The 25,227-nt window shown below is 69.6% G+C and carries 27 protein-coding genes and 1 tRNA gene; 14 read left to right on the plus strand and 14 right to left on the minus strand.

From position 1 onward, the window contains the following. Positions 1-10 precede the first annotated feature (10 nt). Genes ACLQ2Q_RS09500 through idi form a run of 7 tightly spaced genes read right to left on the minus strand, consistent with a single transcriptional unit; the run spans position 11 to position 5,692 of the window. A complete protein-coding gene (locus ACLQ2Q_RS09500; protein ID WP_425820200.1) occupies positions 11-904 on the minus strand; it encodes a prenyltransferase in 894 nt (297 codons plus the stop codon). Continuing rightward, complete coding sequence (locus ACLQ2Q_RS09505) at positions 901-1,227, minus strand: lycopene cyclase domain-containing protein (protein ID WP_425820201.1); 327 nt, start codon at positions 1,225-1,227, stop codon at positions 901-903. Before ACLQ2Q_RS09505 ends, ACLQ2Q_RS09500 begins: the two co-directional genes overlap by 4 nt. Then, positions 1,224-1,565 carry a lycopene cyclase domain-containing protein gene (locus tag ACLQ2Q_RS09510; protein WP_425820574.1) on the minus strand — a complete coding sequence of 114 codons (342 nt, stop codon included), beginning with the start codon at positions 1,563-1,565 and terminating at the stop codon, positions 1,224-1,226. The genes ACLQ2Q_RS09505 and ACLQ2Q_RS09510 overlap by 4 nt, the downstream gene beginning before the upstream one ends. Next, the gene (gene crtI / locus ACLQ2Q_RS09515) at positions 1,565-3,151 is read right to left on the minus strand and encodes a phytoene desaturase family protein (RefSeq protein WP_425820202.1); all 1,587 of its coding nucleotides are present in this window, start codon (positions 3,149-3,151) and stop codon (positions 1,565-1,567) included. The genes ACLQ2Q_RS09510 and crtI overlap by 1 nt, the downstream gene beginning before the upstream one ends. After that, positions 3,148-4,086: a phytoene/squalene synthase family protein gene (locus ACLQ2Q_RS09520; protein ID WP_425820203.1), complete on the minus strand. Its 939-nt coding sequence runs from the start codon at positions 4,084-4,086 to the stop codon at positions 3,148-3,150. The genes crtI and ACLQ2Q_RS09520 overlap by 4 nt, the downstream gene beginning before the upstream one ends. Then, positions 4,083-5,138 (minus strand): polyprenyl synthetase family protein, encoded by a 1,056-nt coding sequence (locus ACLQ2Q_RS09525; protein ID WP_425820204.1) that lies wholly within the window; start codon positions 5,136-5,138, stop codon positions 4,083-4,085. The genes ACLQ2Q_RS09520 and ACLQ2Q_RS09525 overlap by 4 nt, the downstream gene beginning before the upstream one ends. Then, entirely contained in the window at positions 5,135-5,692 is a 558-nt protein-coding gene (gene idi / locus ACLQ2Q_RS09530; RefSeq protein WP_425820205.1) for an isopentenyl-diphosphate Delta-isomerase, read from the minus strand. Before idi ends, ACLQ2Q_RS09525 begins: the two co-directional genes overlap by 4 nt. A gap of 74 nt (positions 5,693-5,766) precedes the next feature. On the opposite strand from idi, the gene ACLQ2Q_RS09535 reads away from it, so the two are divergent. Next, positions 5,767-6,237 carry a MarR family winged helix-turn-helix transcriptional regulator gene (locus tag ACLQ2Q_RS09535; RefSeq protein WP_425820206.1) on the plus strand — a complete coding sequence of 157 codons (471 nt, stop codon included), beginning with the start codon at positions 5,767-5,769 and terminating at the stop codon, positions 6,235-6,237. A 60-nt stretch (positions 6,238-6,297) separates the two neighbouring features. Here the strand turns inward: ACLQ2Q_RS09535 and ACLQ2Q_RS09540 are convergent. Beyond that, positions 6,298-6,371, minus strand: a tRNA-Met gene (locus tag ACLQ2Q_RS09540). A 102-nt stretch (positions 6,372-6,473) separates the two neighbouring features. Between ACLQ2Q_RS09540 and ACLQ2Q_RS09545 the strand changes: the two genes are divergently transcribed. Then, on the plus strand, positions 6,474-6,995 hold the full coding sequence (locus ACLQ2Q_RS09545) for a DUF6328 family protein (protein WP_425820207.1): 522 nt from the start codon (positions 6,474-6,476) through the stop codon (positions 6,993-6,995). Further along, a complete protein-coding gene (locus ACLQ2Q_RS09550; protein ID WP_425820208.1) occupies positions 6,992-7,792 on the plus strand; it encodes a carbon-nitrogen hydrolase family protein in 801 nt (266 codons plus the stop codon). Before ACLQ2Q_RS09545 ends, ACLQ2Q_RS09550 begins: the two co-directional genes overlap by 4 nt. A 33-nt stretch (positions 7,793-7,825) precedes the next feature. On the opposite strand, the gene ACLQ2Q_RS09555 is transcribed toward ACLQ2Q_RS09550, so the two are convergent. Further along, positions 7,826-9,025 carry an aminotransferase class I/II-fold pyridoxal phosphate-dependent enzyme gene (locus tag ACLQ2Q_RS09555; RefSeq protein WP_425820209.1) on the minus strand — a complete coding sequence of 400 codons (1,200 nt, stop codon included), beginning with the start codon at positions 9,023-9,025 and terminating at the stop codon, positions 7,826-7,828. Positions 9,026-9,123: 98 nt separating this feature from the next. Between ACLQ2Q_RS09555 and ACLQ2Q_RS09560 the strand changes: the two genes are divergently transcribed. The 5 genes from ACLQ2Q_RS09560 (at position 9,124) to ACLQ2Q_RS09580 (ending at position 14,194) form a co-directional block, all read left to right on the plus strand. Further along, complete coding sequence (locus ACLQ2Q_RS09560; protein ID WP_425820210.1) at positions 9,124-10,662, plus strand: S1C family serine protease; 1,539 nt, start codon at positions 9,124-9,126, stop codon at positions 10,660-10,662. Between the two features lie 53 nt (positions 10,663-10,715). Beyond that, entirely contained in the window at positions 10,716-11,981 is a 1,266-nt protein-coding gene (locus tag ACLQ2Q_RS09565; protein WP_425820211.1) for a CDP-glycerol glycerophosphotransferase family protein, read from the plus strand. After that, entirely contained in the window at positions 11,978-13,414 is a 1,437-nt protein-coding gene (locus ACLQ2Q_RS09570; RefSeq protein WP_425820212.1) for a CDP-glycerol glycerophosphotransferase family protein, read from the plus strand. The genes ACLQ2Q_RS09565 and ACLQ2Q_RS09570 overlap by 4 nt, the downstream gene beginning before the upstream one ends. A gap of 111 nt (positions 13,415-13,525) precedes the next feature. Further along, a complete protein-coding gene (locus ACLQ2Q_RS09575; RefSeq protein WP_425820213.1) occupies positions 13,526-13,813 on the plus strand; it encodes a hypothetical protein in 288 nt (95 codons plus the stop codon). Between the two features lie 102 nt (positions 13,814-13,915). Then, a complete protein-coding gene (locus tag ACLQ2Q_RS09580; RefSeq protein WP_425820214.1) occupies positions 13,916-14,194 on the plus strand; it encodes a DUF3253 domain-containing protein in 279 nt (92 codons plus the stop codon). 81 nt (positions 14,195-14,275) lie between these two features. Here the strand turns inward: ACLQ2Q_RS09580 and ACLQ2Q_RS09585 are convergent, their stop codons facing one another. After that, the gene (locus ACLQ2Q_RS09585; protein ID WP_425820215.1) at positions 14,276-14,917 is read right to left on the minus strand and encodes a nitroreductase family protein; all 642 of its coding nucleotides are present in this window, start codon (positions 14,915-14,917) and stop codon (positions 14,276-14,278) included. Between the two features lie 217 nt (positions 14,918-15,134). On the opposite strand from ACLQ2Q_RS09585, the gene ACLQ2Q_RS09590 reads away from it, so the two are divergent. After that, positions 15,135-15,431: a hypothetical protein gene (locus ACLQ2Q_RS09590; RefSeq protein WP_425820216.1), complete on the plus strand. Its 297-nt coding sequence runs from the start codon at positions 15,135-15,137 to the stop codon at positions 15,429-15,431. Between the two features lie 90 nt (positions 15,432-15,521). Then, positions 15,522-16,457 (plus strand): hypothetical protein, encoded by a 936-nt coding sequence (locus tag ACLQ2Q_RS09595; RefSeq protein WP_425820217.1) that lies wholly within the window; start codon positions 15,522-15,524, stop codon positions 16,455-16,457. A gap of 20 nt (positions 16,458-16,477) precedes the next feature. Here the strand turns inward: ACLQ2Q_RS09595 and ACLQ2Q_RS09600 are convergent, their stop codons facing one another. Then, on the minus strand, positions 16,478-17,290 hold the full coding sequence (locus ACLQ2Q_RS09600; protein ID WP_425820218.1) for a class I SAM-dependent methyltransferase: 813 nt from the start codon (positions 17,288-17,290) through the stop codon (positions 16,478-16,480). Between the two features lie 3 nt (positions 17,291-17,293). Here ACLQ2Q_RS09600 and ACLQ2Q_RS09605 point away from each other — a divergent pair, with 3 nt between their 5' ends. Further along, on the plus strand, positions 17,294-17,533 hold the full coding sequence (locus tag ACLQ2Q_RS09605; protein WP_425820219.1) for a hypothetical protein: 240 nt from the start codon (positions 17,294-17,296) through the stop codon (positions 17,531-17,533). 21 nt (positions 17,534-17,554) lie between these two features. On the opposite strand, the gene ACLQ2Q_RS09610 is transcribed toward ACLQ2Q_RS09605, so the two are convergent. Further along, the gene (locus tag ACLQ2Q_RS09610) at positions 17,555-18,580 is read right to left on the minus strand and encodes a glycosyltransferase (protein WP_425820575.1); all 1,026 of its coding nucleotides are present in this window, start codon (positions 18,578-18,580) and stop codon (positions 17,555-17,557) included. A 103-nt stretch (positions 18,581-18,683) separates the two neighbouring features. Between ACLQ2Q_RS09610 and ACLQ2Q_RS09615 the strand changes: the two genes are divergently transcribed. Then, positions 18,684-19,991 (plus strand): CDP-glycerol glycerophosphotransferase family protein, encoded by a 1,308-nt coding sequence (locus ACLQ2Q_RS09615; RefSeq protein ID WP_425820220.1) that lies wholly within the window; start codon positions 18,684-18,686, stop codon positions 19,989-19,991. On the opposite strand, the gene ACLQ2Q_RS09620 is transcribed toward ACLQ2Q_RS09615, so the two are convergent. After that, positions 19,975-21,360, minus strand: coding sequence for a maltokinase N-terminal cap-like domain-containing protein (locus ACLQ2Q_RS09620; RefSeq protein ID WP_425820221.1), 1,386 nt, complete (start codon positions 21,358-21,360; stop codon positions 19,975-19,977). The genes ACLQ2Q_RS09615 and ACLQ2Q_RS09620 overlap by 17 nt on opposite strands. Positions 21,361-21,422: 62 nt before the next feature. Beyond that, the gene (locus ACLQ2Q_RS09625; RefSeq protein ID WP_425820222.1) at positions 21,423-22,790 is read right to left on the minus strand and encodes an aminotransferase class I/II-fold pyridoxal phosphate-dependent enzyme; all 1,368 of its coding nucleotides are present in this window, start codon (positions 22,788-22,790) and stop codon (positions 21,423-21,425) included. Positions 22,791-22,911: 121 nt separating this feature from the next. On the opposite strand from ACLQ2Q_RS09625, the gene ACLQ2Q_RS09630 reads away from it, so the two are divergent. After that, positions 22,912-23,760 (plus strand): nitrilase-related carbon-nitrogen hydrolase, encoded by an 849-nt coding sequence (locus ACLQ2Q_RS09630; RefSeq protein WP_425820223.1) that lies wholly within the window; start codon positions 22,912-22,914, stop codon positions 23,758-23,760. Between the two features lie 14 nt (positions 23,761-23,774). After that, positions 23,775-25,211, plus strand: a complete 1,437-nt coding sequence (gene hydA / locus ACLQ2Q_RS09635; RefSeq protein ID WP_425820224.1) for a dihydropyrimidinase — start codon at positions 23,775-23,777, stop codon at positions 25,209-25,211. Positions 25,212-25,227 lie beyond the last annotated feature (16 nt).

Raw genomic sequence — 25,227 nt, forward strand, 5'->3', positions numbered from 1 at the left:
TCTCCCGCCCTCAGCTCGTCAGGATCCAGAACCAGATCAGGAGCAGCGTGACGCCGAAGCCGGCGAGCTGATTGATCCAGAGGAACCTCTTCCAGCCGCGCGTGGCCTCGGCCGCCGTTTCGTCCGTCACGTGCCGGAACGGCCACACCGCCAGCAGGTACGGCACGACCAGCAGCGCCGCGAGCGGACCGGGCCAGGCGGTCGCCAGCATCGCGACCCCCGCGAGTGCGTAGCAGACCAGCGCGAACCGGACCGTCCATGCCGGTCCGCGAGCGGTGGCGATCGAAGCGATCCCCGCTTCCCGATCCGCAGCGACATCCTGCACCGCACCGAAGGCGTGCGAGGCCACCCCCCACAGGGCGAAGGCGACGATGATCGCCAGCAGCTGCGGCGTCCAGACAGCGCCCGCCAGCACCAGGCCATAGACCGCGGGGGAGAAGAAGTGGATGCTGCTCGTGACCGAATCGGCGAACGGCACCTCCTTCAGGCGCAACGGCGGCGCGGAGTAGAAGACGACGAAGAACATGCTGGCGGCCAGCACGATCCACGACTGCCAGCTGCCGATCAACGCCAGGTAGATGAGGAAGGGGATGCACAGAACGGCGGCGGCGGTGAGGGTGATCGGGTGCATCCGGCGATCGAGCACGGCGCCGTGCGCGCCGCCCTTGCGGGGATTGCGCAGGTCGGATTCGTAGTCGAACACGTCGTTGATCCCGTACATCGCGAGGTTGTAGGGGATCAGGAAGAACAGCGTGCCGATGATCAGCGGAGCATCGATCTGCCGCGTCGTCAGAAGGTAGGCGGCGGCGAAGGGGTACGCGGTGTTGATCCAGCTGACGGGTCGCGACGACACGAAGAGCGTCCGCAGGACGGATGCCGCTCCCAGGCGTTCCGCGGCGCTCACGCCGTCGCTCCGTCGGCGGTCGCGGGAGTGCGCGGCGCGAGGAGTGTGAAGACCGCGGGAACGAGGAACGCCGCGCACAGCGCATACGTGAAGTCCTCGATCGGTGCCAGTCCGATGCGCAGTCCGCTGAGATGCTGCTCCGGGTACGTGAACAGGTCCGCCGCGATCATGACGTTGTCGAAGATCGCCGTCAGTGCGATCAGCGCCACCGACGCGATTCCGGACGCCGCCATTCGACGGCCGAAACCCGGGTGGCGGAGCGTGCTGAGCGCGACGAGCGCCGTGACGGCGAGGAACGGGAGCGTGATGACGGTGTAGGTCATGCCGTCTCCGCCGCGGTGCGGGACCTGCGCCTGGCGAGCATCCGGATCGACGCGCTCCACAGCACGACCGCCAGATAGGAGAGGAACGCCAGGAACAGGGGCTCCTCGAGCGGAAGCTCGGGGGCGAGCAGGATGCCGATGAAGATCGGGCTGTCTCCCTTCACGAACACGCCCGTGGCGATGCCCACGGCATCCCACACGAGGAAGAAGGCCGTGCCGATGCCGACCGCCGCGGCCGTGCGGCCCGGTACGGCGAAGGCCGCCAGGCGGAAGCGCCAGTCGAGCGTGGCGATCCCCGCCGCGGACACGAGGATCGCGAGCAGATACAGTCCGGGCATCACACGCCCAAGGCTACGGGCTCGGGCAGCGGGCCCGCGCTCCGGTCGCCTCGGAGCCGTTTGATCACGAGTTCCGCGCTGATGAGGCACATCGGCAGGCCGATTCCCGGCAGTGCCGATGAGCCGGCGTAATACAGCCCGTCCACCTTTTTCGATACGTTCCGTGGCCGGAAGACGGCGCTCTGGCGCAGCGTGTGCGAGAGACCCAGGGCGTTGCCCCGCCATGCGTGGAGGTCCGAGTGGAAGTCGGCCGGTGCGATGGTGCGGCGCTCGACGATGCGGTCGGCGAGGTCCGGGATGCGGCACCAGTCGGAGATCTGCGCGAGGACGCGGTCGGCCGCCGCCTCGACCGCCGCGTCGCCGTCGCCGTCGACGCCGCCATGGCCGAGCGAGGTGTCGGCGGGAACGGGCACCAGCACGAAGAGGTTCTCGTGCCCGGCCGGCGCGACGCCGGTGTCGGTCGCGCTCGGGCGGCAGATGTAGACGGACGCCGGATCGGGCACGCGGGGGCTCGCGCCGAAGATGTCGTCGAAGTTCGACCGCCAGTCCTCGGCGAAGAGCAGGGTGTGATGGGTGAGCTGGGGAAGCTCGCCCTCGACACCGAGCAGCAGCAGCAGAGCGCCGGGACTCGGCTCGCGCTTGGCCCACCACTCCTCGGGGTAGGACTGCAACGCTCGGGGGAGCAGCGACGTCTCGGTGTGGTGGAGCTCGGCCGCCGAGACGACGATGTCCGCCGACAGCACGCGCCCGTCGGTCAGCCGCACGCCCGTCGCCTTCGCCTTCGATGCGGGCTTGGACGCGCCGGCATCCGAGGAACCCGCCTCGGTCGTGATCTGCGCGACCTCCGCCCGGGTCTGGATGCGCACGCCCCGTTCCGTGGCCAGGCGGGCGATGGCCTGAATGATGCTGGTGAATCCGCCGCGGGGGTAGAGCACGCCCTCGTCGAGGTCGAGGTGACTCATCAGGTGGTAAAGGCTCGGCACGCCGTACGGCGAACCGCCGAGGAACACCGCGGGATAGCCGAGCACCTGGCGCAGACGCGGGTCGGCGAAGCGCTTGTCGATGTAGCCGGCGAGGCTCCGTGTCAACAGGGGCGCGAGCTGCGGCATCCGCTTCAGCATCTCCGGGCTGCGCAGCGCCGCGGTGCTCTCGTAGGAGTCGTAGAGGAAGCGGGTCACGGAGAGGTCGTACGCGTCGGCGGCCGAGTCCAGGTAGGCATCGAGCTTCGCGCCGGCGCCTTCCTCGACGCCCTCGAAGAGCGCTCGCGCCTGGGCGCGGCCCGACACGATCTCGAGCGGCTCGGGGTGATTCTGCGTGTACACACGGTAAGCGGGAACGAGCGGAACGAGGTCGAGCTGCTCCTCGGCGGTCGTGCCCAGCATGCGGAAGAAGTGGTCGAACACCTCGGGCATCAGGTACCAGCTGGGGCCGGTGTCCCACCGGAAGCCACCGCTCTCCCAAGAACCTGCTCGACCGCCGAGGTCATCGCGCGCCTCGAGCACGGTGACCTCGTGCCCCTCGTCCGCGAGCAGCGCCGCCGTGGCGAGCCCGGCGATCCCGCCGCCGATCACGATCGCGGTGCTCATGCGCGCTCCTCCTGGTGGCCCCGGCTTGCTGACGCCGGCGCGTGATGGGGCTCCGCCGCAAACCCCCGGCTCGCTCGGGAGGCCCGTGGAGCCCGGCCGGCGACGGCCCTGGCGGCGAGTGCGAGCTTGACGGGATCGGGCACGCGTACACGTCCTTCTGTGTCGTTGCGTCGGAGGCGGGACGAGAGTTCGGCGAAGAGGTCGTGCGCCGCGGTGACCGCCCGACGGCAATCCTTCGGCAGGTCGGGAATGACGGCGGCCGCCGCCGCGAGGTCGGCGTCGATGCGATCGAGCACATCCGCGCGGGTGATGGTCGTGCCGTCGATGGCGAGGTAGTCGCGGCCGAGTGCGCCGGCATCGTGCTGCCGGTCGCGCAGGAAGTTCACGTCCTGGAATGCGGCGCCCAGCCGTCGTGCGCCCTCGACCAGGTGCGGAGCCGGCGCCGGTGGCGGTTTCTGTCCCACGCCGACGAAGGAGCGAAGGCACATCAGCCCCACGACCTCGGCCGAGCCGTACACGTAGTCGTCGTGCGAGGCGCTGTCGTGCGATGTCACGGTGAGGTCGGTGCGCATCGACGCGAAGAACGGGGCGATCAGGTCCGCCTCGATTCCCGACGCGCGCGCGGTGCGCGCGAAGGCGTGCACGATCAGGTTGGCGCTGAAACCCCGGTCGATCGCGGCCAGGGTCTCCGTCTCGAGCTCATCCAGCACGGCATGCGCCTGCGCATTCGACATCCCGGACTCCTCACCCGGCCCGTCCACGATCTCGTCGGCGATGCGGACAAGGGCGTAGATGTTGCGGACATGCGGGCGCACGCGCGGGCCGAGCAGCATCGCGGCCATGCCGAACGACGTCGAGTAGCGGCGGATGACCTCGCCCGCCGCCGCGTCCGCGGTGCGGTCGTACAGCGCGAGCCCGGTCGAGTCCGGTTTCACGGGATGCGCCCCTCGACGGCGTGGGCGAGCTCGCGCAGCATGCGCCGCGCCTCGTCGGGAAGCCGGGCGGCATCGACGATGGCCTGCGCCTCGTCGATCGTCTGACGCACCATGTCCTGCAGGCGTCGCCGCGCCCCTGTTCCCTCCAGCGCGTCCTGCGCGCGCCGCAGCGCGATCGGCCCGGTGTGGGCGAGCGCCAGCGCGCCCTGCACATCCGTCCACGACCCCGTGTCCCTGGCGAAGGCGATGAGAGGGGTCTTCTTCGCCTCGCGCAGGTCGGCGCCCTCGGGCTTGCCGGCCTGTGCGTCGGTTCCGAACGCGCCGATGAGGTCGTCCACGAGCTGATACGCGAGACCGAGGCGGGCGCCGAAGCGCCGCAGCACGGCATCCGTCTCATCGTCCGCGCCGGCGAGCGTCGCGCCCGCGCGCAGGGGAGCGCAGAAGGAGTACACGGCTGTCTTGTCGTGGGTGGCGGCGAGGATCGCATCGGGCGCGCCGTCGAGGATCGCATGCTCGACGTCGGCGAGCTCGCCCGCCGCCGAGACCACGACCGCATCATCCAGCTGATCGAGCAGGCGTCGTCGCGTGTGCTCGTCTGCCTCGGCCAGCGCGATCATCCGCTGGGCGGCGTGCAGCAGCAGGTCGCCGGCGAGGATGCCGGCGGTGTCGCCGAGCAGCTCGGAACCGGCGGCATCCGCGCCGTGCTCGACGGCGCGGGCACGGAACTCGCCCGAGATGTTCGGGATACCGCGGCGCACGGTGTCGCGGTCGATGACGTCGTCGTGGGCCACGAGGGCGGTGTGGAGCAGTTCGTACGAGGCCGCGACGGGATAGAGGGCGGGCGTCGTCGCCGGGTCGCCGCCCAGCGCCCTGAAGGTGGAGACCACCAGCGCCGGTCGCCAGCGCTTGCCCCCGCGGATGGCGCGGCGCATGGCCTCGGCGAGAGCGTCGAAAGCCGCGCCGCGGCCCGCCATCCGCCGATCGATGTCCGAGAGCGCGCGCTCGAGTTCGCGGTTCAGCTGCTCTTCCGCGTCCGCGGCCAGGGGTGTCATGAGGCGCGTCGTTGAACGAGCGGATCCGCGATGTTGAAGAGGTGCAGCTGTTCGGCCTGGAGCACGAGCCAGGGGCTGAAGGCCCACGGCGTTCCCGACAGCGACGACGCCAGGTCGGCGGGGTGGACCCACCGCGCTTCGGCGACCTCGAGCGGGTTGAGGCGCAGCTCGTCATACGTGCGCGCGGTGTAGACGGGGCAGACCTCGTGCTCCACGATGCCGCTGGCATCCACCGCGCGATAGCGGAAGAGGGGGAGCGCGAGCTGGATGTCGGTGAGGGTGATGCCCAGCTCGTACTCGGCACGGCGGTGCACGGCCTGCAGCACCGGCTCGGCCGGGCGAGGGTGGCCGCAGAACGAGTTGCTCCACACGCCGGGCCAGGTGGTCTTGCCCAGCGCGCGGCGGGTCACCAGGACGCGGCCCTCCTCGTCCATGACGTGGCACGAGAACGCGAGGTGAAGAGCCGTGTCCGTGCCGTGCACGCTGCTCTTCGGGGCGGTGCCGATCTCGCGGCCCTCGTCATCCAGAAGGACGACGTGATCGGTGTCGGTCATGAGTCCTCCATTTGCTAGTTTATCTAGCGATCTGTGTTCGTTGATGATACAACGGCAGAGGAAGGGGTGTCCACATGGCTGGATGGGCCGCGCCGCGTACCCCGCACGAGGACGCCGTGCTCGGTGTTCTTCATGCCGTGCGCGCCTTCAGCGACGCCATGGACCGCATGTACGGAGAGATCAAGGGCGACATGGAGATGAATACCACGGACCTCGCCGCCCTCCGGATGCTCGTGGTGCGAGAACAGCGGTCGACGGATGTCAGCCCGCACGATCTCGCGCGTCATCTCAGGATATCCACCGCCTCGACCAGCAAGCTCCTGGATCGGCTATCTGCTTCGGGTCATGTGGAGCGGCGCCCGCACCCCCGGGATCGGCGTGCGCGCATCGTCGTCCTCACCGACGAATCACGCCAGGCGTTCTACACGCACTTCGGCGCGCGCCTCGAGGCGATGAGGGCCGTTGCCGACCGGTACACCGACGAAGAGCTGGCCGTCATCACCCGATTCATCGGGGAGATCTGCGAGGTCGTCGACCCCCAGTGATGCCGCTCGCGCAGGCAAGGAAAAAGTCCCGGAAACCGTGCGGTTTCCGGGACTTTCTTGTTGCGGGGACAGGATTTGAACCTGCGACCTCTGGGTTATGAGCCCAGCGAGCTACCGAGCTGCTCCACCCCGCGGCACAAGAATCAACTCTAGCACGGCCTGCGGAGTCGGTCGAACCACGGCGGAAAAGAGGCACCTCGGTTGCCGCGGTGAGCGGCAATGGCAAGGATGATCAGATGGCCGCCACGAGGGACACCCGCCCAGGAGACGACCTCGACGACGGCCGCGACGAGACGCCGAGCGAGCGTTACGACCGCAACTGGATCGAGGTGCTGCAGGAGCTTCGGGTGCTGCAGACGGGCACGCAGATCCTCACCGGGTTTCTCCTGGCCCTGGCGTTCCAGCCGGCTTTCGCGGACCTCGACGAAGGGGAGCGCACGTTCTACCTGATCCTCGTGGTGCTCTCGGCACTCAGTTCGATCATGGCGCTGGCGCCGGTATCGCTGCACCGCGCGCTGTTCCAGCGGCGGGCGAAGGCGAACGTCGTCGCGTACGGGCACGCCGCCCTCATCGCCTCCCTCGCCACGGTCTCGCTGCTCCTCGTCGGTGTCGTGGCTTTCGTCTTCGAAGTGGTGATCGGAGACGCCGCGGCATGGGTCGCCGCGATCGTTCTGGGCATCCTCATCCTCGTGCTCTGGGTGATCGCCCCGCTGCGCATGCGGGTGCGGCTGGCATCACACAGGCGGTCCGACACGTGAACGCCCTCGCGATCGCCGTGGCGCAGTTCGCCCCGACCGCCGGCGCGGGCGCGAACCTCGAGCTGATCGGCGAGCTCGTCGCGAGGGCGCGCGGCCGTGGCGCGGGGCTCGTGCTGTTCCCCGAGTACTCGAGCTACTTCGTCGACCCCTTCGACGAGTCGGTCGCCGACAACGCCGAGGACATCGACGGCCCGTTCGTCCAGGGTCTGAGGACGCTCGCCGCCCAGCACGGCGTGCACATCGTCGCGGGGCTGCTCGAGCGAGGATCCGATGACCGTCGCGTGCGCAACACCGTGGTGGCAGTGGACGGCGAGCGGATGCTGGCACGCTACCGGAAGCTGCACCTGTACGACGCCTTCGGACAGCGCGAGTCGGACTGGATCGAGGCGGGCGAGATCGAGCTGCCGCAGACCTTCGAGATCGACGGCCTGCGATTCGGACTGATGACCTGCTACGACCTGAGGTTCCCGGAGGTGTCTCGCCTGCTTGCGGACGCCGGAGTGGATGTGGCCCTCGTGCCGGCGGAATGGGTGCGTGGTCCGCTGAAGGAGCACCACTGGCGCACCCTGCTGCACGCGAGGGCGATCGAGAACACGATGTACGTCGCGGCCGCCGATCATCCGCCGCCCCTCGGCGTCGGGCACTCGATGATCGTCGATCCCCAAGGAGTCGAGATCGCCGCCGTCGGTACGACCACCGATGTGGCCGTGGCCCATATCGAGCGCGACGCGATCTCGAATGTCCGACGCGTGAACCCCGCGCTGCGGCTGCGCCGCTTCGGCGTCACACCGCTCTGAGACCCGGGACGAAGCCGCGGGCGCCGGGTGCCCTCAGCCGAGCGCCGCGAGCCGGGATGCCGCCTCTTCGAGCACCTCGACGCGCTTGCAGGCGGCGAACCTGACGAGGGTCGCGTAATCGGCGCGCCGTTCCGGAGTGGCGAAGGCCGTGAGCGGGATGGCGACCACCCCCGCGCGGTCCGGAAGCGCGCGGCAGAACTCCGCGGCATCCGTGGCGCCGATGCCCGCGGCATCCGCCACGACGAAGTAGGAGCCATCCGGCACGGACACGCCGAAACCGGCGGCACGGAGACCCTCGACCAGCACGTCGCGCTTGTGTCGGAGCGTCTCGGCGATCCCGTCGAAGAAGTCGCGACCGAGGCGCAGTCCCGTCGCGATGGCCGGCTGGAACGGAGCCCCGTTGACGTACGTGAGGAACTGCTTGACGGTCAGCACGGCGTCGACCAGTTCGGCAGGCCCGGAGACCCAGCCGATCTTCCACCCGGTTGTCGAGAACGTCTTGCCGCCCGATGAGATCGTCAGCGTGCGCTCCCACGCGCTGGGCAACGTGGAGATCGGAACGTGGGGAACGCCGAACGTGAGGTGCTCGTAGACCTCGTCGGTCACGATGATCGCGTCGTGCAGGTGCGCGAGGCGCACCACCTCGTCGAGGACCTCCCGCGAGAAGACCGCGCCCGTCGGATTATGAGGGTCGTTGACCAGGATGATGCGGGTGCGGTCGGTGACGGCATCCGCCAGCCGTTCGAGGTCGGGCTGGAAGTCCGGCCAGCGCAGCGGCACCGTGCGCATGGTCGCGCCCGCCAGCGCGACGCACGCCGCGTACTCGTCGTAGTACGGCTCGAAGACCACGACCTCGTCCTCGGGACCGTCGAGCAGCGCGAGCAGGGTCGCGGCGATCGCCTCGGTCGCTCCCGCGGTGACGATGACGTCTCGATCCGGATCGAGGTGGAGGCTGTAGAACCGCTGCTGATGCTCGGCGATCGCCTGCCGGAGATCCTGGATCCCGCGCCCGGGTGGATACTGGTTCACTCCGTGTGCGATCGCATCGCGGGCGGCCTCGAGCACCTGCGCGGGCCCATCCTCATCGGGGAAGCCCTGGCCCAGGTTGATCGCACCCGTGCGGGCCGCCAGGGCGCTCATCTCTGCGAAGATCGTCGGCGCGACGACCCCTTCCGCCGACAGCAGCCCGGCACCGGCGGCCGTGCGCTTCCAGGGGCCCGGAATGTTTCGCATCCCGCCCAGGGTACTCGCATAGGCGAATCCCATCCGCGGCATATGAAACGCACAGATACCCCGGGCACTCTGGAGGGAGCTTGTCAGAAGGAGCACTCATGACCGAGAACAACGGCGACATCCCCGCCGAGACCCCCCAGGCCCGCCAGGGCGTCGAGTCGCCGTCGCAGCCGTCTGCGCCCGCGCCGGCTCCCGCTGCATCGGGCGCCCCCGCCGCTCCCACCTACCGCCCCGCGCCGCCGTTGCCCTCCGCCCAGCCGTGGACCGCGCCGCAGCAGACGGCACCCACTCAGCCCCTCGGGTCGTCCGCCGGCACCGGTGACGACCGCGCATACGCCGGCCAGCCCACCGGGCAGTCCTTCGGCGTCACCGCTCCCCAGCAGTCCTACGCGTGGGCGCCGAGCGCTCCCGCCGGCGCCGCGACGGACACCAAGAAGAACAAGGGTGCCGGCAAGGTCGTCGGGCTCATCGTCGCTGCGGCCCTCGTCGGCGGTGCGGCAGGACTCGGCGGAGCGGCCGCCGGCAACTCGCTGTTCCCGGGTCAGACGCAGAGCCCCGCGGCGGCGCCCTCGGCCGTGACCGTCAACAACCCCGACGACGTCAACGCGACCACCGCGATCGCGACGAAGACGCTGCCGAGCGTCGTGACGATCGAGGTCTCCTCCGGTTCCGCCGGTGGCAGCGGCTCGGGTGTCATCCTCACCTCGGACGGCTATGTCGTCACCAACACGCACGTCGTGACCCTGGACGGCGCCACCGCGGACCCCGCCATCCGGGTCACCACGTCAGACGGACACCTCTACGACGCAGAGGTGGTCGGACTGGACCCGGTCTACGACCTGGCCGTCATCAAGCTCGCGGATGCCGAGGGCCTCACACCCATCGAGTTCGCCGACTCGTCCGACCTCAACGTCGGTTCGAGCACGGTGGCGGTCGGCGCGCCCCTGGGCCTTGCGAACACCGTCACCACCGGAATCGTCAGCGCGCTGAACCGCAGCATCGAGATCGCCTCCGCCGCGGTGCCCGACACCGGTGACGAGTCCGACCAGAGCGAAGAGGCCCCGGCGCCCGGGGAGGGTGGACCGTTCACCTTCGACATTCCCGGGCAGCAGCAGTCGCAGACCCCGTCGGAGACGATCTCGATCTCCGTGATCCAGACGGACGCGGCCATCAACCCGGGCAACTCGGGTGGCGCGCTCGTCGACGGCGAGGGCAGGCTCATCGGCATCAACGTGGCGATCGCCAGCGCCGGCTCCTCGTCCGGCCAGTCCGGCTCGATCGGCGTCGGCTTCTCGATCCCCTCGAACGTCGTGCAGCGCGTGACCGACGAGATCATCGAGAACGGCGTCGCGACCCACGGCCTCCTCGGCGCCAACGTGAGCGCCGCCAGCTCGATCGAGGGCTCGACGATCGCGGGTGCCTACATCGCCGCCGTCAGCGAGGGCGGTGCCGCCGCGAGCGCCGGGTTGCGCGAGGGCGACGTCGTCACCGAGTTCAACGGTGTGCCGATCACCGACCAGGTCGACCTCACGGCGCAGGTGCGCGCAGCGGCCGCCGGCAGTGACGCGTCGCTCACCTACGTGCGCGACGGCGAGTCGGTCACCGTCGATGTGACGCTCGGGACGCTCGGAGAGTAGCCCAGGCGCAGCAGTCCAGAATCAAGGACGCCACCCCGCGATAGGCTCGCGGGGTGGCGTCCTTCTCGTTCGGCGCGGGCAACGCGCAGAAGCTCGTCCGCATCCCGCTGTACCTGCTCGGCCGCATCGCCACCCTGCTGATCCCGCGCCGCGACGGCGCCTGGGTGATCGGGTGTGGGGCCGGCATCGGAGACGGAGCGCTCGCTCTGTGGGATGTCGTACGCCGCGAGCGACACGACGCGATCTGGCTGACGGGATCTCCCCGAGAGGCGGCGGATGCCGCGGCACGGGGCATACCGACCGCACCGAAGCACTCCGTGCGGGGCTTCTGGCTCACCGCCCGTGCGGGCATCGTGGTGGTGACGCACGGCTTCGGCGACGTCAACCGCTACGCCGTGTCCGGCGCATTCCTGGTGCAGCTCTGGCACGGCATCCCCCTGAAGCGCATCGGGCTGGACTCGCCGGAGACGCTCCGCAGCGGCATCCTGCCGTCGTCGGTGGTGGTGCGGGCGGCGCTTGGCGCCATGTACCGTGGCGCGACCCGGCGCATCGGCGTGCTGCCCGCGGCCTCGCACCTCGCGCGAGGCCGGTTCGAGTCGGCGTTCTCGCTGCCGGAGGATCGCGTGCCGGTGACCGGCGAGCCACGGGTCGACGTGCTCTCGGTCGGCACCGGGCAAGGGCGCCGCGCCGCGGCGACGGAGCTCGTGTCCGGGCTGCTCGGCGAGCTTCCGGCGGACAGCCGGATGGTGCTCTACGCGCCGACGTGGCGCGACGGCGATCCGGATCCGGCGATCCCGGATGCCGAGGAGTGGCGGGCGCTCGTCGATGTGCTGGAGCACCGGAACGCCGTGCTCGTGGTGCGCTCCCATCCGCTCGGCGCGGGGGAGTACCGGCCGCCGTTCGACACCGATCGGGTCCGAACCCTGGGAAGCGGCATCCTCGCCGACATCACGCCCGCCCTGCCCGCGTTCGCGGTGCTGGTCACCGATTACTCGTCCCTCGCATTCGACTGCGCGCTCGTGCCCGTGCCGGCCGTTTACCTGGCGCCCGACGTGGAGGCCTACGCGCAGCGCCGCGGCTTCTACGGAAGGTATTCGGACGTCGCCGGCGACGACTACGCCACGACCTGGAGGGCCGCGGCCGCGCAGCTGGAGGCGATCCTCGGCGACGAGACGGTTCACGCAGAACGGGTCGAACGGTCGCGAGCCCTCAGCGGGCGCGTGCACGCGCATCGCGACGGCCGCAACACGGCGCGGGTGTACCGTGCCATCATTTCTCGCGCCGGCGCAGCCGCCGGCGCTCCGAAGGGAGCCCCATGACCTCCGCCCGCTTCACGATGGACGGCACGCCCGCCTTGATCGTCGAGGGGAACGGACCAGCGCCGAGCAGCGCCGAGCTGGTGGGCGGACGCGCGCGCTCGACCGGCGTGGTGGAGGGCGATGACGCGGGTTGGACCGCCACGATCCCTCTCGAGGCGGCGCGCTTGGGCGGCCCGGTGCTTCCCCTGCCGACCGGGGACTACGAGCTGCGCATCGACCGGGCGGAGCCCTCGCATCCTGTTCCGCTCGCCATGCTGGGCACCCTCCGGGCGAGCCTCGAGGGGCACACCGTGCGGATCGGTCCGCCGATCGACCCCGCCTACGATTCGGGCGAGGGCCAGGACGCCCTCGAGCGGCGCTACGCCGCGCGTGCCGGCGGCACCCTGGAGAACGCGGTCTTCTTCGAGAGCTTCTACGGGCGCAACGCGAGCTGCAACCCCCTGGCGATCGATCGCGAGCTCGCCGTTCGATCGCCGTCGCTGACGCGTTACTGGAGCGTCGTGGACTACTCCGTGCAGGTGCCGGACGGCGCTCTCGCCGTCGTCGAGGGCAGCCCGGAATGGTGGCGTGCCCGCGGTGCCTCCCGTTTGATCGTGGTGAACGACTGGCTGCGCCGGCGCTACTCGCGCCGCCCGGGGCAGCGGGTGCTGCAGACCTGGCACGGGACACCGCTCAAGCGGCTGGCCCTGCATCGTCCGGGCTTCGACCCGCGCCGTGCCGCGGCGGTCGTCAAGGAGTCGCGGCGGTGGGACGTGCTGCTCGCGCAGAACCCCTATGCGGCCGGCATCCTGCGCAAGGCGTATGCGTTCCTCACCCGACCGATCTGGGTGGAGGGCTACCCGCGCAACGACGTGCTCAGCGCCGGTGATGCCACCGCGACCAGGGCCGCACTGGGTATCGGCGAGGACGAGAGGGTGCTGCTGTACGCCCCGACCTGGCGCGATGACCGCTCCGAGATCGTCGACTTCGTCGACCCCGCTGCCCTCGCCGCCGAGACGGACGCGGTCGTGCTCGTGCGGGGGCACTCCCGCACCCTGCAGCCGGGCCGCGACACGGCCGGACCGCGCGTGATCGACGTCACGGGCTACCCCGACACCTCGCAGCTGCTGCTGGTCGCCGATGCGCTGATCACCGACTACTCGTCGGTGATGTTCGATTTCTCCGTGACGGGGAAGCCGATGTACTTCCTGGTGCCCGACATGGAGCACTATCGCGGCGAGCTGCGGGGGTTCTACTTCGATCTCGCGGCGCACGCACCGGGCCCCGTCATCCGCACGCAGGTCGAGCTGGTGACGGCCATCCGTGCCGACGACGCGGCATCGTACGCCGAGGCGTACGCCGCGTGGCGCCGCAAGTTCAACGCCCGCGATGACGGCCATGCGGCCGAGCGCGTCGTGTCGAGGCTGCTCGACCAGCACTTCATCGAGGGCTGAGTCAGGCGCGGTGCGGAGCACCATCTCGCTGACCGACCAACGACCAACGGGAATGCCGGCCTCGGCTGCCCCGTTGCAGTTGTCTACCAGCCGAACCCAGAGGGAGCCCCGATGGCTACATCCGCGACCACCGGCCTGCCAGACGCCCCTGCCGCTCCGGTCGTCGCGCCGTCGGCGCCGAACCCGCCGTCAGTGCATGTCCGCGCGGTCATCACGTGGCTGGCGATCTTCCCGCTCGTCGCGATCGGCATGCTGCTCATCGGACCGGTCTCCGTCGACTGGCACCCGGTCGCCCGGGCGTTCGTGCTCACCCTCATCGTCGTACCCCTTGCGGTGTACCTCGTCGTCCCCCAGCTGATGCGCGCGTACGGCGCGATCCGCGCACGAAAGTCCCGCTGATGTCATCGAGTCGGGGCGGAAGGCGTCTCGCCTCCCGCGTGGTCGCGGCGTGGTCATCCCGGCGCCCGCGCCGGTCGAGTCACGTGGGTGCATAGTTGGTATGTGAGCGGCGACGGTGGTGGCGAGCGTTCCCCCACCGGCGCGCGTTTCGAAGAAGCGATCATGGAACTGCTGGCTCAACGCGCCCTCACGTCGACCATCTGTCCGTCCGACGCCGCGCGCGTTGTCGGTGGAGAGAAGTGGCGCGAGCATATGGACGATGCGCGGGCAGCAGCCGGTCGTCTGGTGGCAGCTGAGAAGGTCGATATCACTCAGCGAGGTGCAGTCGTCGACCTGGCGACTGCCCGCGGTCCGATCCGGATTCGCCGCCGCATGGGTTAGCCCATCCACCTTCCCTGCGCGAGACACCGCGAGCTCTTCACCCGCCCGACATCCAGGCGAGCGGCGATCCCGCGCTGACCCTCACCAGACGTCGATGTGCAGAACCTCCTCGAGCGGCGCACGATGTGCAGGTCGGAAGTCCGTTCCCACGGTGTACGCGACGGGCAGCAGCACGCCTTGGTGCACCGTCGGGGGGATGCCGAGGAGCTCTGCGATCTCGCGCTCGTACGCGAGATGCAGGGTCGTCCAGGCGCTGCCGAGGCCCCGTGCCCGCAACGCGAGCTGCAGACTCCAGGCGGCCGGGAGAAGTGACCCCCACAGACCGGCCTGGCTTCCGGCCTCGAAGTCCTCGGCGCCGGTGAAGATGGCGCCGATCACCAGGACCGGGACATCCCCCATGTGCTCGGCGAGGTAGTCGGCGCTCGATGAAACCCGCTGCTGCACCGCCTGACGGGTCGGGTCGGCGTACGTGCGGGCACCGGATGCGCGATAACGGGCGAATGATCGCGCGTACAGTTCGGCGATAGCCTGGCGCTTCTCTGCGTCGGTGACGACGATCCAGTGCCACGTCTGGGCGTTGCTGCCTGTCGGCGCCTGGAGTGCGACCTCGAGCGCTTCTCGGATGACGTCGACCGGGACGGGTCGTTCGAGGTCGAGCCGTCGCCGCACCGAGCGGGTAGTCGTCAACAGCTCGTCGGGGCTCAGTGGGAGTACGTCGCTCATAGCCCGACGTTATCGGGAGTGGAGGATTCCTCGGCGCCACTCCTTCTCCCCGGGACACATGATGCTGAGGCGCACGCAGACCGACACTGCGGGTTCACTGCGCTTCGAAGGACGCCCGAGGGCGGACGGTGCGTGCAGTGCGTGATGTACCGTCGAGGCGGCTGCTGTCGAAGGGAGCACGCGTGGCTCGTTCTACATGCGGCTGCACACCGTCGACATGGCTGGCGATATGGACATCGAGGTGGGCGCCTTCGCCACCGCGCACGGCGACGAGAGGGTGCAGCGTGGCGCGGCGCCGAGCGGCACCTACGCGCTGCTGCGTTACATCAATCACTCGCTGCGAGCCCACCGACTCCTCTTCGAGTGGGCCGGAGCGGAGCTCATCCCGTTCGACGTAGAGGAAGCGGAAGCCGGTGCCCGCTGGGCCGGGCGATTCGAGATCTACGTGACGGACCCTCGCACCGAGCCCCGCAAGACCCGCTGGGAGACAGAGCTCGCGTTCCTCACACGCTGAGGTGCACATCGCCGCGGCAGCCGGGCATCCGTGCCACCCGTCGGCGGCGCACCCCTGGCCCCGTTCAGCGGGCGGGAGGACAATGAGAACATGGATGCCCCGCGGGGGTCGGTCGTGTCCGAACAAGCGGACGAGTTGGAGCGCCTGCGACGACGCGCCTACGGACCGGAGGCCGACATCGCCGGCGATGCCGCGGCTCAGGCTCGCCTGTCCGAGCTGGAGGCCGCTCAACGCCGACAGCCGACTCGTGTCGGCGATGCCGGCACAGGGGTGCAGGCTCCGATCCCGGAACGCGTGCCGGTCGTTGAGACTGTTGAAGGGTGGCGTTCTGCTTCGACGTCGGTCCATCAGGCTGTCGGCGGGGCGTTCGCCGAGCAGGAGCGTGCTGCAACGTCGTTCATCGCGCAAGACGACGCAAAGGGGTCGACCGCCGATTCCGACGGGATCAACCGAGTCCCCGCGGTGTCGTGGTGGCGGCGCAGCCGCTCGTTGATCGTCGGCGCCGCCATCGCGGCCCTCGTCCTCAACGTGACCCTCACCGCGGGGATCTGGCAGCTGCTTGCTGATCAGTCCGCTCCCATCCCGGCCGAGACGGCGACCGCCGAGACGCCGCGCGTCCCCGCTGGGCAGGGACGTGGGTCGTACGTGCCCGCACCAGATCGCGTGCTCGCACTGCGGTCGGACGGTGTCTCTGCCGATCAGCCGAAGGATCCGGGAGGCAAACTCGATGTTCTGGGAATCAGTCCCGATGGGCTGAAGCGCTATGAGGACTTCGAGAGCCCCGTCGGGAGCCTCAGCGTCTGGAGCGGGGAGTCTCGCTTCGGCATGACCTGCGTGCTCATGGCCGCCTTCGGCCAGCCGATCAGCGACGGGGGGCGCGCCGCCGAAGGGTGCTCCCTCAAAGGCGCCGACACCATTGCGGACATCATGGGGAGCGGCAGTCTCACCCGCTTGGTGCTCAGGGGCGACCACATCAACGTCTACGTGTATCAGGACGGCGCTGACCCGAACGCGTCGCAAGGCTAGCCGGGGCGCTGCATTCACTGTCAATGGTGAAGATGCTGCGTCCCTACCTGACCGTCAGCCCGCTGCGCCACCATGAGCACACGTCGCCGCTGCAACGCCATAGTCGCCTCCATCTCGAGGATGCCCTCGCGCACCTGCTCGGGTGACTCGCCGGACTCGGCAGCGAGGTCCGAGGTTCGCTGCAGCAGCCGCGCGGTGATCGCGCGCTGATACTCGCGCCAATGAGGGGTGTCGTTGTACGCGATCACGTCGAAGCCGGCATCGTGGGCGATGTCGCGGTGGTCTGACACCTGCGGCGGGCGATTCGAGGGCTGACCGTCGAAATCCCAGGTCGTGACGACCAGCCGCGCGCCCGGGCGTGCGATACGGGCGAGTTCACGCAGGGCGGCCTCCTTGTGGGGGGTGAAGAGAAGGGCGTCTACGCTCATGATCGCGTCGGCGAAGCCGTCGGGGAGGCCGGTGGCCTCGAACGATCCGAGCTGGAATCCCGCACGATCGGCGAGCCCAAGCCGGACTGCCTGGGCGCGCGCGGATTCCAGCGCCGAAGCCGCGATGTCGATTGCGGTGAGGCGGGCCCCGGTCGCGCCCGCCACCCAGAGGCCGGGACCGCCACGTCCGCATCCGATGTCCACGAGCGCGCCTCCCACCCGGGGGATTGCGAGCCACTCGGCGATCAGACGCAGTTCTGATCGTGACGTGAATGAGTAGATCTCCAGGCCGGCGGGGTACTCGTCGCCATACACGTCCGCCCAGACCTCGTCGGCGACGGTCGACGCGGGTGTCGAGAACACCTCGTCGAAGGTCCGCGCCCAGTCCTCGAGCTCCGCTGCCATGCGATGAGTATCGGGCCCGTGCCGGAGGAGGGCAAGAGGTGCCGCAATCCGCTCTATCTCGGCTTGATCGCGCTGGATCTGGCTCTGGCCCTGTTCTGGCCGTCCTTCTGGGCGGCGGTGCTGTTGCCGGTGGGGGTGTTCGCCTTGTTGTGGGGAGCGATCCTCCCCGAGGAGCGCTATCTGGAGGGAAAGTTCCGCGCCGAGTACCGTGCGTACCGGGCCCGCGTGCGCCGCTGGCTCTGAGCATGCTCACGTTGTCGGGTTCTACGGCAGCGGCGTGTTGCGGTCGCCGAGGCGGCTGGTGTCGACGGTGTCGTGCGCGCCGCGCAGCAGGCCTCCCAGGAAGCCGACGCCCCACGTCAGGTGGATCGTCGGCAGCACGGCGAGCGTCCACAGCTTGTCGCGCCAGCCGCGGCCCCCGCCGCGACCCAGCGAGACGGCAACGATGAGCAGCGCGTACGCGAGCACGGGCAGGTAGACGACGGATGCCGCCAACGCCCACCACCCGGTCAGCACCCCCGTCAGCTGCAGGACCCCCACGACGAGGCTCAGAACGAGATCCAGCACGAGCGCCGGCGGCGCGAAGAAGCGGACGGAGTTGCGCCGGCCGTATCGGCGCACCAGCTCACCGCGCCAGGTTCCCGTCGCGTGGAACTGACGGGCGAGGCGCACCCAGCTCTCGCGGGGCCAGTACGTCACGGCCAGCGTCGGGTCGAACCAGACCCGGTATCCGGCGGCACGGATGCGGAGGTTGAGCTCCCAGTCCTCGCCTCGGCGGATCGTCTCGTCGAAAAGCCCCACCTCGTTCAGCACGGAGCGGCGCATCACGCCCAGGTAGGCCGACTCGGCCTCGCCCTCGTGTGTGCCACCGTGATATGCGCCGCCGCCGAGCCCGATGGGGGAGTTGTATGCCCGGGCGACCGCGCGCTGGAACGGCGTCCGCCCGTCTGCCCTCATCACGCCTCCGACGTTGGCGGCTCGCGTACGGGACAGCGTGTCGAGGGCGCGCTGTGTGTAGTCCGCTGCCAGTTCGGAGTGCGCGTCGACCCGCACCACCGTGGGCAGCGTGCTCGCGCGGATGGCGATGTTCAGACCGATCGGGATGTCCGCCTCGGGGTTGTCGACGAGGGTGATGCGCGGATCCGCCGCGCGAAGTCGCTCCGCCAGCTCGGTGGTGCCGTCGGTCGACGGTCCGAGCGCCAGCACCAGTTCAGTAGGACCGTCCACCTGCTGGGCGAGCGTGGTCTCCACGGCGCGCTCCAGATAGCGCCGCTCATTGAGCACGGGCATCACGAACGACACACCCGCACCATCGGCGACCGGAGGCGCGTCTTTGCGCCTCGGGTCGTCGACATTCACTCGTCGATCATGTCACGCACCTAAGCTGAAGCGCGTGGGATGGGTCTCGGACGCGCAGAAGGCGATCGCGCTGGTGCGCAGGGCCATGGCGTCCCGCCGCGCGGTGCAGAGCGTGCGGCACACCCTCGACGTGCTGCCGCCGCATCCGCTCCACCACTATCGCGTCGCCGTGTACTTCGCCGACGGCGCGGTGAACATGTACCAGATGAGGCAGTGGTACAAGCCGCTCGCCGAACTGTCGAAGACCTGGCCCGTGGTAGTGCTCTCTCGCGTCGCGACCGGAGCACGGGCGCTGCTGGCCGAGGATGCACCGCCCGTCGCCTTCGTGCCGACGGTGCGGGATGTCGAGGCGTTCATCGCCGACCAGGACATCCGGGTCGTGCTCTACGTCAACCAGAACACGCGAAACTTCCAGATGTTCCGATACGGTCGCCGCTGGCACGTGTTCATCAACCACGGCGAGTCCGACAAGATGTACATGACGACGAACCAGTACAAGGCGTATGACTACGCCTTCGTCGCCGGTCAGGCGGCGAGAGAGCGCCTCGGCCGGGTGCTGTGGGAGTACGACATCGACCGCCGCACGATCGAGATCGGCCGCCCGCAGGCGGACCACTACTCCGGGGCCCTGCCCTACACGCCCGACGAACGAACGGTGGTGCTCTACGCCCCGACATGGGAGGGCGACAGGCCGTCGGCGCACTACGGGTCGATCCTCAGCCACGGGGAGGCCCTCGTGCGGGCGCTGCTCGCCACCGGCACGCACCGCGTCATCTACCGCCCGCATCCGCGCAGCGGAGTGGTGAACCGCGAGTACGGCGCCGCCAACCAGCGCATCATCGCCGCGCTCGCGACCTCCAATTCCGCCGATCCGGCGGCGCATCACGTGTTCGACGACGGCCCGGAACTGGGGTGGCAGCTCGCCGCGGCGGATGTCGCGGTGGTCGACATCTCCGCGATGGTCTACGACCGGCTGGCTGCCGGCAAGCCACTGCTCGTGACGCGCCCCATCGACCCCGAGGCGGCCGTCGACACCTACGGTTATCTGCAGGCGTGCGAGTGGCTGGATGCCGCATCCGCCCCCGCGGTCGTGGGCGAGGTAACCCGCGTGCTGGGCGATGAAGCGGCCACCGCGCGGCTCACCCACTGGGTGACGCACTATTTCGGCGACACGTCACCCGGTGCCGCGACGGCGAAGTTCCACGCCGCGATCGAGCGGCTCATGGGGGAGTGGGACGTGTGGCACGACCGCGCGCTCGACCACGACGAGCAGGAGAACGATCCGGAACCGGAGGAGGCCGAGTTCGACGACTCCGAACCCGGGCTCAGTCCCGGGCGATGAGCCGCGAGATCGCGAGCAGCGGGATGGGGACCCACGTCGGGCGATTGCGCGACTCGTAGATCGCCTCGTACACCGCCTTGTCGAGCTCGAGAGCGTCGAGCAGGTGCCGCGTCGCGTCGAGTTCCGCGCCCGACGCCGCCGCATAACCCCGCAGGAAGGCACGCCGCGCCGTGAGCGCCCACTCGCGGACAGACTCCCTGGAGCGGTCCGGCTGGTCGAGCCGGATGGAGCCGGCGACGTAGTCGAACGAGCGCAGCATGCCGGCGACATCACGGAGTGCCAGGTCGGGTCGCACGCGCTCGGCCATCGGTCGCATGGGCTCGCCCTCGAAGTCGAGCAGCACCCACCCCCGGCCGGGGACGAGGATGACCTGACCCAGGTGGTAGTCGCCGTGGATGCGCTGCAGCGCCGGCCACCGCTCCTCGGCGGCACGCCCGTAGACGGCCTCGATCGCGTCTTCGCTCGCCGCCAGCGGGGGCACTTCGGCGATGGCCGTCGACAGCCTCCGCCGCCACGTACGGCGGGTGGCGTCTCGGTCGGCGGGCGTCGTCTCGTTCGACGGGAAGAGGGCGGAGAGCGACACGTGGACTTCGGCGGTTGCGACGCCGAGCGCGTACGCGCGGTCGGAGAAGTCCTCCCCGGATGCCGCGGCGCGCAGTGCCACGCGCCACGCGTCCTCGACCCCCGGCAGGAACTCCTGGGCGAACGCGAGCGATCCGCTCGTCGTGTTGCGGGGGTCGCTGGGATCGGGCCACTGGCCCTCGATCGAGCCGATGGCACGGGGCACCCGAGAGGAACCGGCAGCGGCGAGCGCGGTCTGCAGCTCGATGTCGGGGTTGAGGCCGGGGTGCACCTGGCGGAAGACCTTGCAGATCACCGGCACGTGGGCGGCGTTCTCGGGTCGGTAGACGATGCTCGTGTTGGACTGCTCGCCGGTGACCACGGCCGATTCGGCGTGCCGCGCGGTCGGCGGAGCCGCCGGCGAGGGAACGCCGCGGGCGAGCGTGCGGGACCCGCGCCCCTCGCCGCCGTGCGCGGCCATCCGCAGCAGCGCTCCTGCGTAGGCGGGGTCGAACGGACCGTCGATGAGGGTCGTGCCGGGTTCGGGGTTGCCGATCACGTGGGCGGCGGCGGCATCGACGGATGATGTGGCCCGCGCCACGACGGGCACCTGATACGTCACGGGCGGGAGGGAGCCCTCGTCTGTGACGAGGTACGTGCGGACGTGGGCGTCGCTGTCGTCATCGGCACCAGGGTCGAGGGGAAGATCCCAGGATGCGACGAAACGGAGGGTGGGTGTTCGGCCCTTGGCGGCATACCAGCGCTGCCTCGGCATCCAGGCCGCAAGACACGCCAGTGTGCTGTCCATCCTGTGAGACTATTGCCCGCGCGGCGCAGGTGTCGATTCGGGCAGTAAGCGCTTGCGCACGGTCAGCGGCCTCCTAGAGCGAACACCGGCACAGCGGTGTGCGCGGCGGCCGATGCCAGGGCCCGGGCGAGAGGGGCGACGTCGCCGTTCAGCCCGCCGACCGTGACGCGCACGAACTCGGGTGCGCCCTCGGGGCCGCCGCCGACCATGAAGGGCGATCCCGAGGCGACCCGGATCTCGGCCGCCGCGAGCTGCACGATGGCGGCCCGCTCGCTGACCACCGGCAGCCACAGGTTGATGCCATCGGGAAGGGCGAGCGCGATTCCCTCTTCGGCGAGCGCCATGACCAGTGCCCTCTGGCGTGCGGCGTACGTGGCGCGCGCCAGTTCGACCTGAGCGGTGGCCGCGGCATCCGTCAGCAGGTCGTAGAGGATGCGCTGCAGCATGCGCGAGGTCCACCCAGGGCCGAGCATCCGCCGGGCCACGATCCGGTCGATCACCGCCGATGGACCGCCCAGTGCCGCGATCCGCAGATCGGGACCGTGTGACTTCGAGAAGCTCCGGACGTGGACGACGCGGTAGGGCAGCCAGCGGCCGATCGAGACGTCCGGAGCCAGCGAGATCAAGCCGGAGTGATCGTCCTCGACCACCACGACGTCCGCGGCGTCTCGGTGCGTCTCGAGGATCTGCGCCAGCTCCCGGGCGCGCTCCTCGGTCATCGACGCGCCGGTCGGATTGTGGGCTCGCGGCTGGAGGAGAACCGCACGCACGCGGCGACCGAGCGCGCTCGACAGTGCGGCGGGAGTCACGCCGCACTCGTCGACGGCCATGGGCACCGCATCCGCTCCGAGTGCGTCGAGTAGGTCGTAGAAGGGCGGGAAGCCGGGGCTCTCGATGGCGACCCGGTCGCCGAAGCTCAGGAGTTCTTCGAGGGTGCGGCTGATGCCGTCCAGGGCTCCGTCGACCACGGTGATCGACTGCGCCGTGGTCGGCCAGCTCTCGGCGAGCACGCGTGCGAGCTCCGGCATGACCGGCAGCTCCTGATAGCTTCCGGTCTCGGCCCGCATCGACACGCGCCCGAGCGCGGGCCCGAGCGGCGGCAGCAGCGCCGGATCAGGGGTGCCCCGGGAGAGGTCCAGCTTGAGGGGTTCGCCGTAGCCCGCCAGTCCTCGCATCCGCGGGGTGAGCCAGTCCCTCCGGCGTTCTCGCACGAACGACCCGGCGCGCCCGCGCGATTCGATGAGGCCGGCGCGGCCCAGCGCCTGCCACGCGGCGCTGATCGTCGCCGGGCTCACCCCGATGGCGGCCGCGAGCGTGCGGACGGTCGGCAGGCGGTCGCCGGGTGCGAGATCACCGGCCGATACGCCCCGGGCGATGGTCGCGGCGATGCCCCCCGGCGATCGATCCGGGAACTCGAGAGGAAAATCCATCGACGCCAGACCTTTCGCTGGGACCCGAAGGTGATGAACAATCGCAAAAGCGGGGAAACACAAACGAAATGTTCACGCATCACGATAACAAAACCGGAGCGACGACAGACGGGAGCGGGGAATGGCCACGGTACGAGCCGCCATCACCCAGACGACATGGACCGGCGACAAGGAGTCCATGATCGCGAAGCACGAGGGCTTCGCGCGCCAGGCGAAGGAGCAGGGTGCCCAGATCATCTGCTTCCAGGAGCTCTTCTACGGGCCCTACTTCGGCATCACCGAAGACAAGAAGTACTACCGCTACGCTGAGCCGGCCGACGGCCCGATCGTGCAGCGTTTCGCGGCCCTCGCAAAGGAGCTCGAGATGGTCATGATCCTCCCGATCTACGAGGAGGACATCACCGGCGTCTACTACAACACCGCCGTGATCGTCGAGGCAGACGGCACGATCCTCGGCAAATACCGCAAGCACCACCTGCCGCACCTCGACCGCTTCTACGAGAAGTTCTACTTCCGGCCCGGCAACCTCGGATACCCCGTGTTCGACACCTCCGTGGGCAAGGTCGGCATGTACATCTGCTACGACCGGCACTTCCCTGAAGGATGGCGAGAGCTCGGCCTGAACGGCGCGCACGTCGTCTTCAACCCCAACGCCACCAAGCCTGGCCTGTCCAACCGGCTGTGGGAGGTCGAGGGCCCTGCCGCCGCCGTCGCCAACGGCTACTTCGTGCTTCAGCCCAACCGCGTGGGGCGCGAAGACAACGAATACGGCGAGCTGGCCGTCGACTTCTACGGCACCAGCCAGGTCATCGACCCCCGTGGCAATTTCGTCGGGGAGCGCGGGTCGGGCTCCGAAGAGGAAGTGCTCATCCGAGACCTGGACATGGACATGGTGCGGGAGATGCGCGACGACTGGCAGTTCTATCGCGACCGCAGACCCGACTCGTACAACTCGATCGCGAAGCCGTAGGCACGGGGGATGGCATGACAACGACACTTCTCACCGGCGGGACGGTCGTCAGCGCGACCGGGCGGGTGCAGGCCGATGTGCTCATCGACGGCGAGCGCATCGTCGCCGTGCTCGCACCCGGATCGCAGCTGCTCGGGACCGACCTGACCGCATCCGTCGACGCCGTTCTGGACGCCACGGGAAAGTACGTCATCCCCGGGGGGATCGACGCGCATACCCACATGGAGCTTCCCTTCGGAGGCACCGCCGCGTCCGACACCTTCGAGACCGGCACCCGGGCGGCCGCGTGGGGCGGGACGACGTCGATCATCGACTTCGCGGTGCAGCGCTACGGCGAGCGGATCGAGGACGGTCTCGCCGCGTGGCATGCGAAGGCCGCCGGCAATTGCGCGATCGACTACGGCTTCCACCAGATCATCGGCGGGGTCGATGACGACGCGCTGGCGGCGATGCCCGGCCTGATCGACGAGGGCATCACGAGTTTCAAGCTGTTCATGGCCTACCCAGGCGTCTTCTACTCCGACGACGCCCAGGTGCTGAAGGCCATGCAGGTCAGCCGCGACACCGGGCTCCTCACGATGATGCACGCCGAGAACGGGCCCGTCATCGACGTGCTGGCGGAGCAGCTCGTCGCCGAGGGCAAGACCGACCCCTACTTCCACGGCATCGCCCGTGCGTGGCAGATGGAGGAGGAGGCGACGCACCGCTCGATCATGCTCGCGAATCTCACCGGCGCGCCGCTGTACGTCGTGCACGTCAGCGCGAAGCAGGCCGTCGAGCAGATCGCCACGGCCCGCGACCGCGGTCAGAACGTCTTCGGCGAGACATGCCCGCAGTACCTGTACCTCTCCCTCGAGGATCAGCTCGGGGCATCGAGCGAGCAGTTCGGTCGGTTCGAGGGTGCGAAGTGGGTGTGCTCCACCCCGCTGCGCTCCCGCGCCGAGGGGCATCAGCACTCGATGTGGCAGGCGCTGCGCACCAATGACCTGCAGATGGTCTCCACCGACCACTGCCCGTTCTGCATGAAGGATCAGAAGGAGCTCGGCCTCGGCGACTTCCGCAAGATCCCGAACGGCATCGGCTCGGTCGAGCACCGCATGGACCTCATGTATCAGGGCGTCGTCACGGGCGAGCTGACACTGGAGCGCTGGGTCGAGCTGACCAGCACGACCCCGGCCCGCATGTTCGGCCTGTACGGCAAGAAGGGCGTCATCGCCCCCGGCGCGGATGCCGACATCGTGATCTACGACCCGAACGGGCACACCTCGATCGGATATGGGAAGACCCACCACATGAACATGGACTACTCGGCGTGGGAGGGCTACGAGATCGACGGGCACGTCGACACGGTGATCTCGCGGGGGCGCGTGATCGTCGACAGCGGCCAGTACCACGGTGCGGCCGGGCACGGGCAGTACCTCCGCCGCGGCCTGTCGCAGTATCTGGTGTGAACGTGCTGTCGCCGCG

It is taken from the genome of Microbacterium sp. DT81.1 (assembly GCF_049844955.1).
GTDB lineage: Bacteria > Actinomycetota > Actinomycetes > Actinomycetales > Microbacteriaceae > Microbacterium.

What these genes read in the sequence shown, in the direction of transcription:
- ACLQ2Q_RS09505 (WP_425820201.1), bottom strand. Translation starts at nt 1,227, where the DNA reads ATGACCTACACCGTCATCACGCTCCCGTTCCTCGCCGTCACGGCGCTC.
- ACLQ2Q_RS09510 (WP_425820574.1), bottom strand. Translation starts at nt 1,565, where the DNA reads ATGCCCGGACTGTATCTGCTCGCGATCCTCGTGTCCGCGGCGGGGATC.
- crtI (WP_425820202.1), bottom strand. Translation starts at nt 3,151, where the DNA reads ATGAGCACCGCGATCGTGATCGGCGGCGGGATCGCCGGGCTCGCCACG.
- ACLQ2Q_RS09525 (WP_425820204.1), bottom strand. Translation starts at nt 5,138, where the DNA reads ATGACACCCCTGGCCGCGGACGCGGAAGAGCAGCTGAACCGCGAACTC.
- idi (WP_425820205.1), bottom strand. Translation starts at nt 5,692, where the DNA reads ATGACCGACACCGATCACGTCGTCCTTCTGGATGACGAGGGCCGCGAG.
- ACLQ2Q_RS09535 (WP_425820206.1), top strand. Translation starts at nt 5,767, where the DNA reads ATGGCTGGATGGGCCGCGCCGCGTACCCCGCACGAGGACGCCGTGCTC.
- ACLQ2Q_RS09545 (WP_425820207.1), top strand. Translation starts at nt 6,474, where the DNA reads ATGGCCGCCACGAGGGACACCCGCCCAGGAGACGACCTCGACGACGGC.
- ACLQ2Q_RS09555 (WP_425820209.1), bottom strand. Translation starts at nt 9,025, where the DNA reads ATGCGAAACATTCCGGGCCCCTGGAAGCGCACGGCCGCCGGTGCCGGG.
- ACLQ2Q_RS09560 (WP_425820210.1), top strand. Translation starts at nt 9,124, where the DNA reads ATGACCGAGAACAACGGCGACATCCCCGCCGAGACCCCCCAGGCCCGC.
- ACLQ2Q_RS09570 (WP_425820212.1), top strand. Translation starts at nt 11,978, where the DNA reads ATGACCTCCGCCCGCTTCACGATGGACGGCACGCCCGCCTTGATCGTC.
- ACLQ2Q_RS09575 (WP_425820213.1), top strand. Translation starts at nt 13,526, where the DNA reads ATGGCTACATCCGCGACCACCGGCCTGCCAGACGCCCCTGCCGCTCCG.
- ACLQ2Q_RS09585 (WP_425820215.1), bottom strand. Translation starts at nt 14,917, where the DNA reads ATGAGCGACGTACTCCCACTGAGCCCCGACGAGCTGTTGACGACTACC.
- ACLQ2Q_RS09590 (WP_425820216.1), top strand. Translation starts at nt 15,135, where the DNA reads ATGGCTGGCGATATGGACATCGAGGTGGGCGCCTTCGCCACCGCGCAC.
- ACLQ2Q_RS09595 (WP_425820217.1), top strand. Translation starts at nt 15,522, where the DNA reads ATGGATGCCCCGCGGGGGTCGGTCGTGTCCGAACAAGCGGACGAGTTG.
- ACLQ2Q_RS09600 (WP_425820218.1), bottom strand. Translation starts at nt 17,290, where the DNA reads ATGGCAGCGGAGCTCGAGGACTGGGCGCGGACCTTCGACGAGGTGTTC.
- ACLQ2Q_RS09605 (WP_425820219.1), top strand. Translation starts at nt 17,294, where the DNA reads ATGAGTATCGGGCCCGTGCCGGAGGAGGGCAAGAGGTGCCGCAATCCG.
- ACLQ2Q_RS09610 (WP_425820575.1), bottom strand. Translation starts at nt 18,580, where the DNA reads ATGCCCGTGCTCAATGAGCGGCGCTATCTGGAGCGCGCCGTGGAGACC.
- ACLQ2Q_RS09620 (WP_425820221.1), bottom strand. Translation starts at nt 21,360, where the DNA reads ATGGACAGCACACTGGCGTGTCTTGCGGCCTGGATGCCGAGGCAGCGC.
- ACLQ2Q_RS09625 (WP_425820222.1), bottom strand. Translation starts at nt 22,790, where the DNA reads ATGGATTTTCCTCTCGAGTTCCCGGATCGATCGCCGGGGGGCATCGCC.
- ACLQ2Q_RS09630 (WP_425820223.1), top strand. Translation starts at nt 22,912, where the DNA reads ATGGCCACGGTACGAGCCGCCATCACCCAGACGACATGGACCGGCGAC.
- hydA (WP_425820224.1), top strand. Translation starts at nt 23,775, where the DNA reads ATGACAACGACACTTCTCACCGGCGGGACGGTCGTCAGCGCGACCGGG.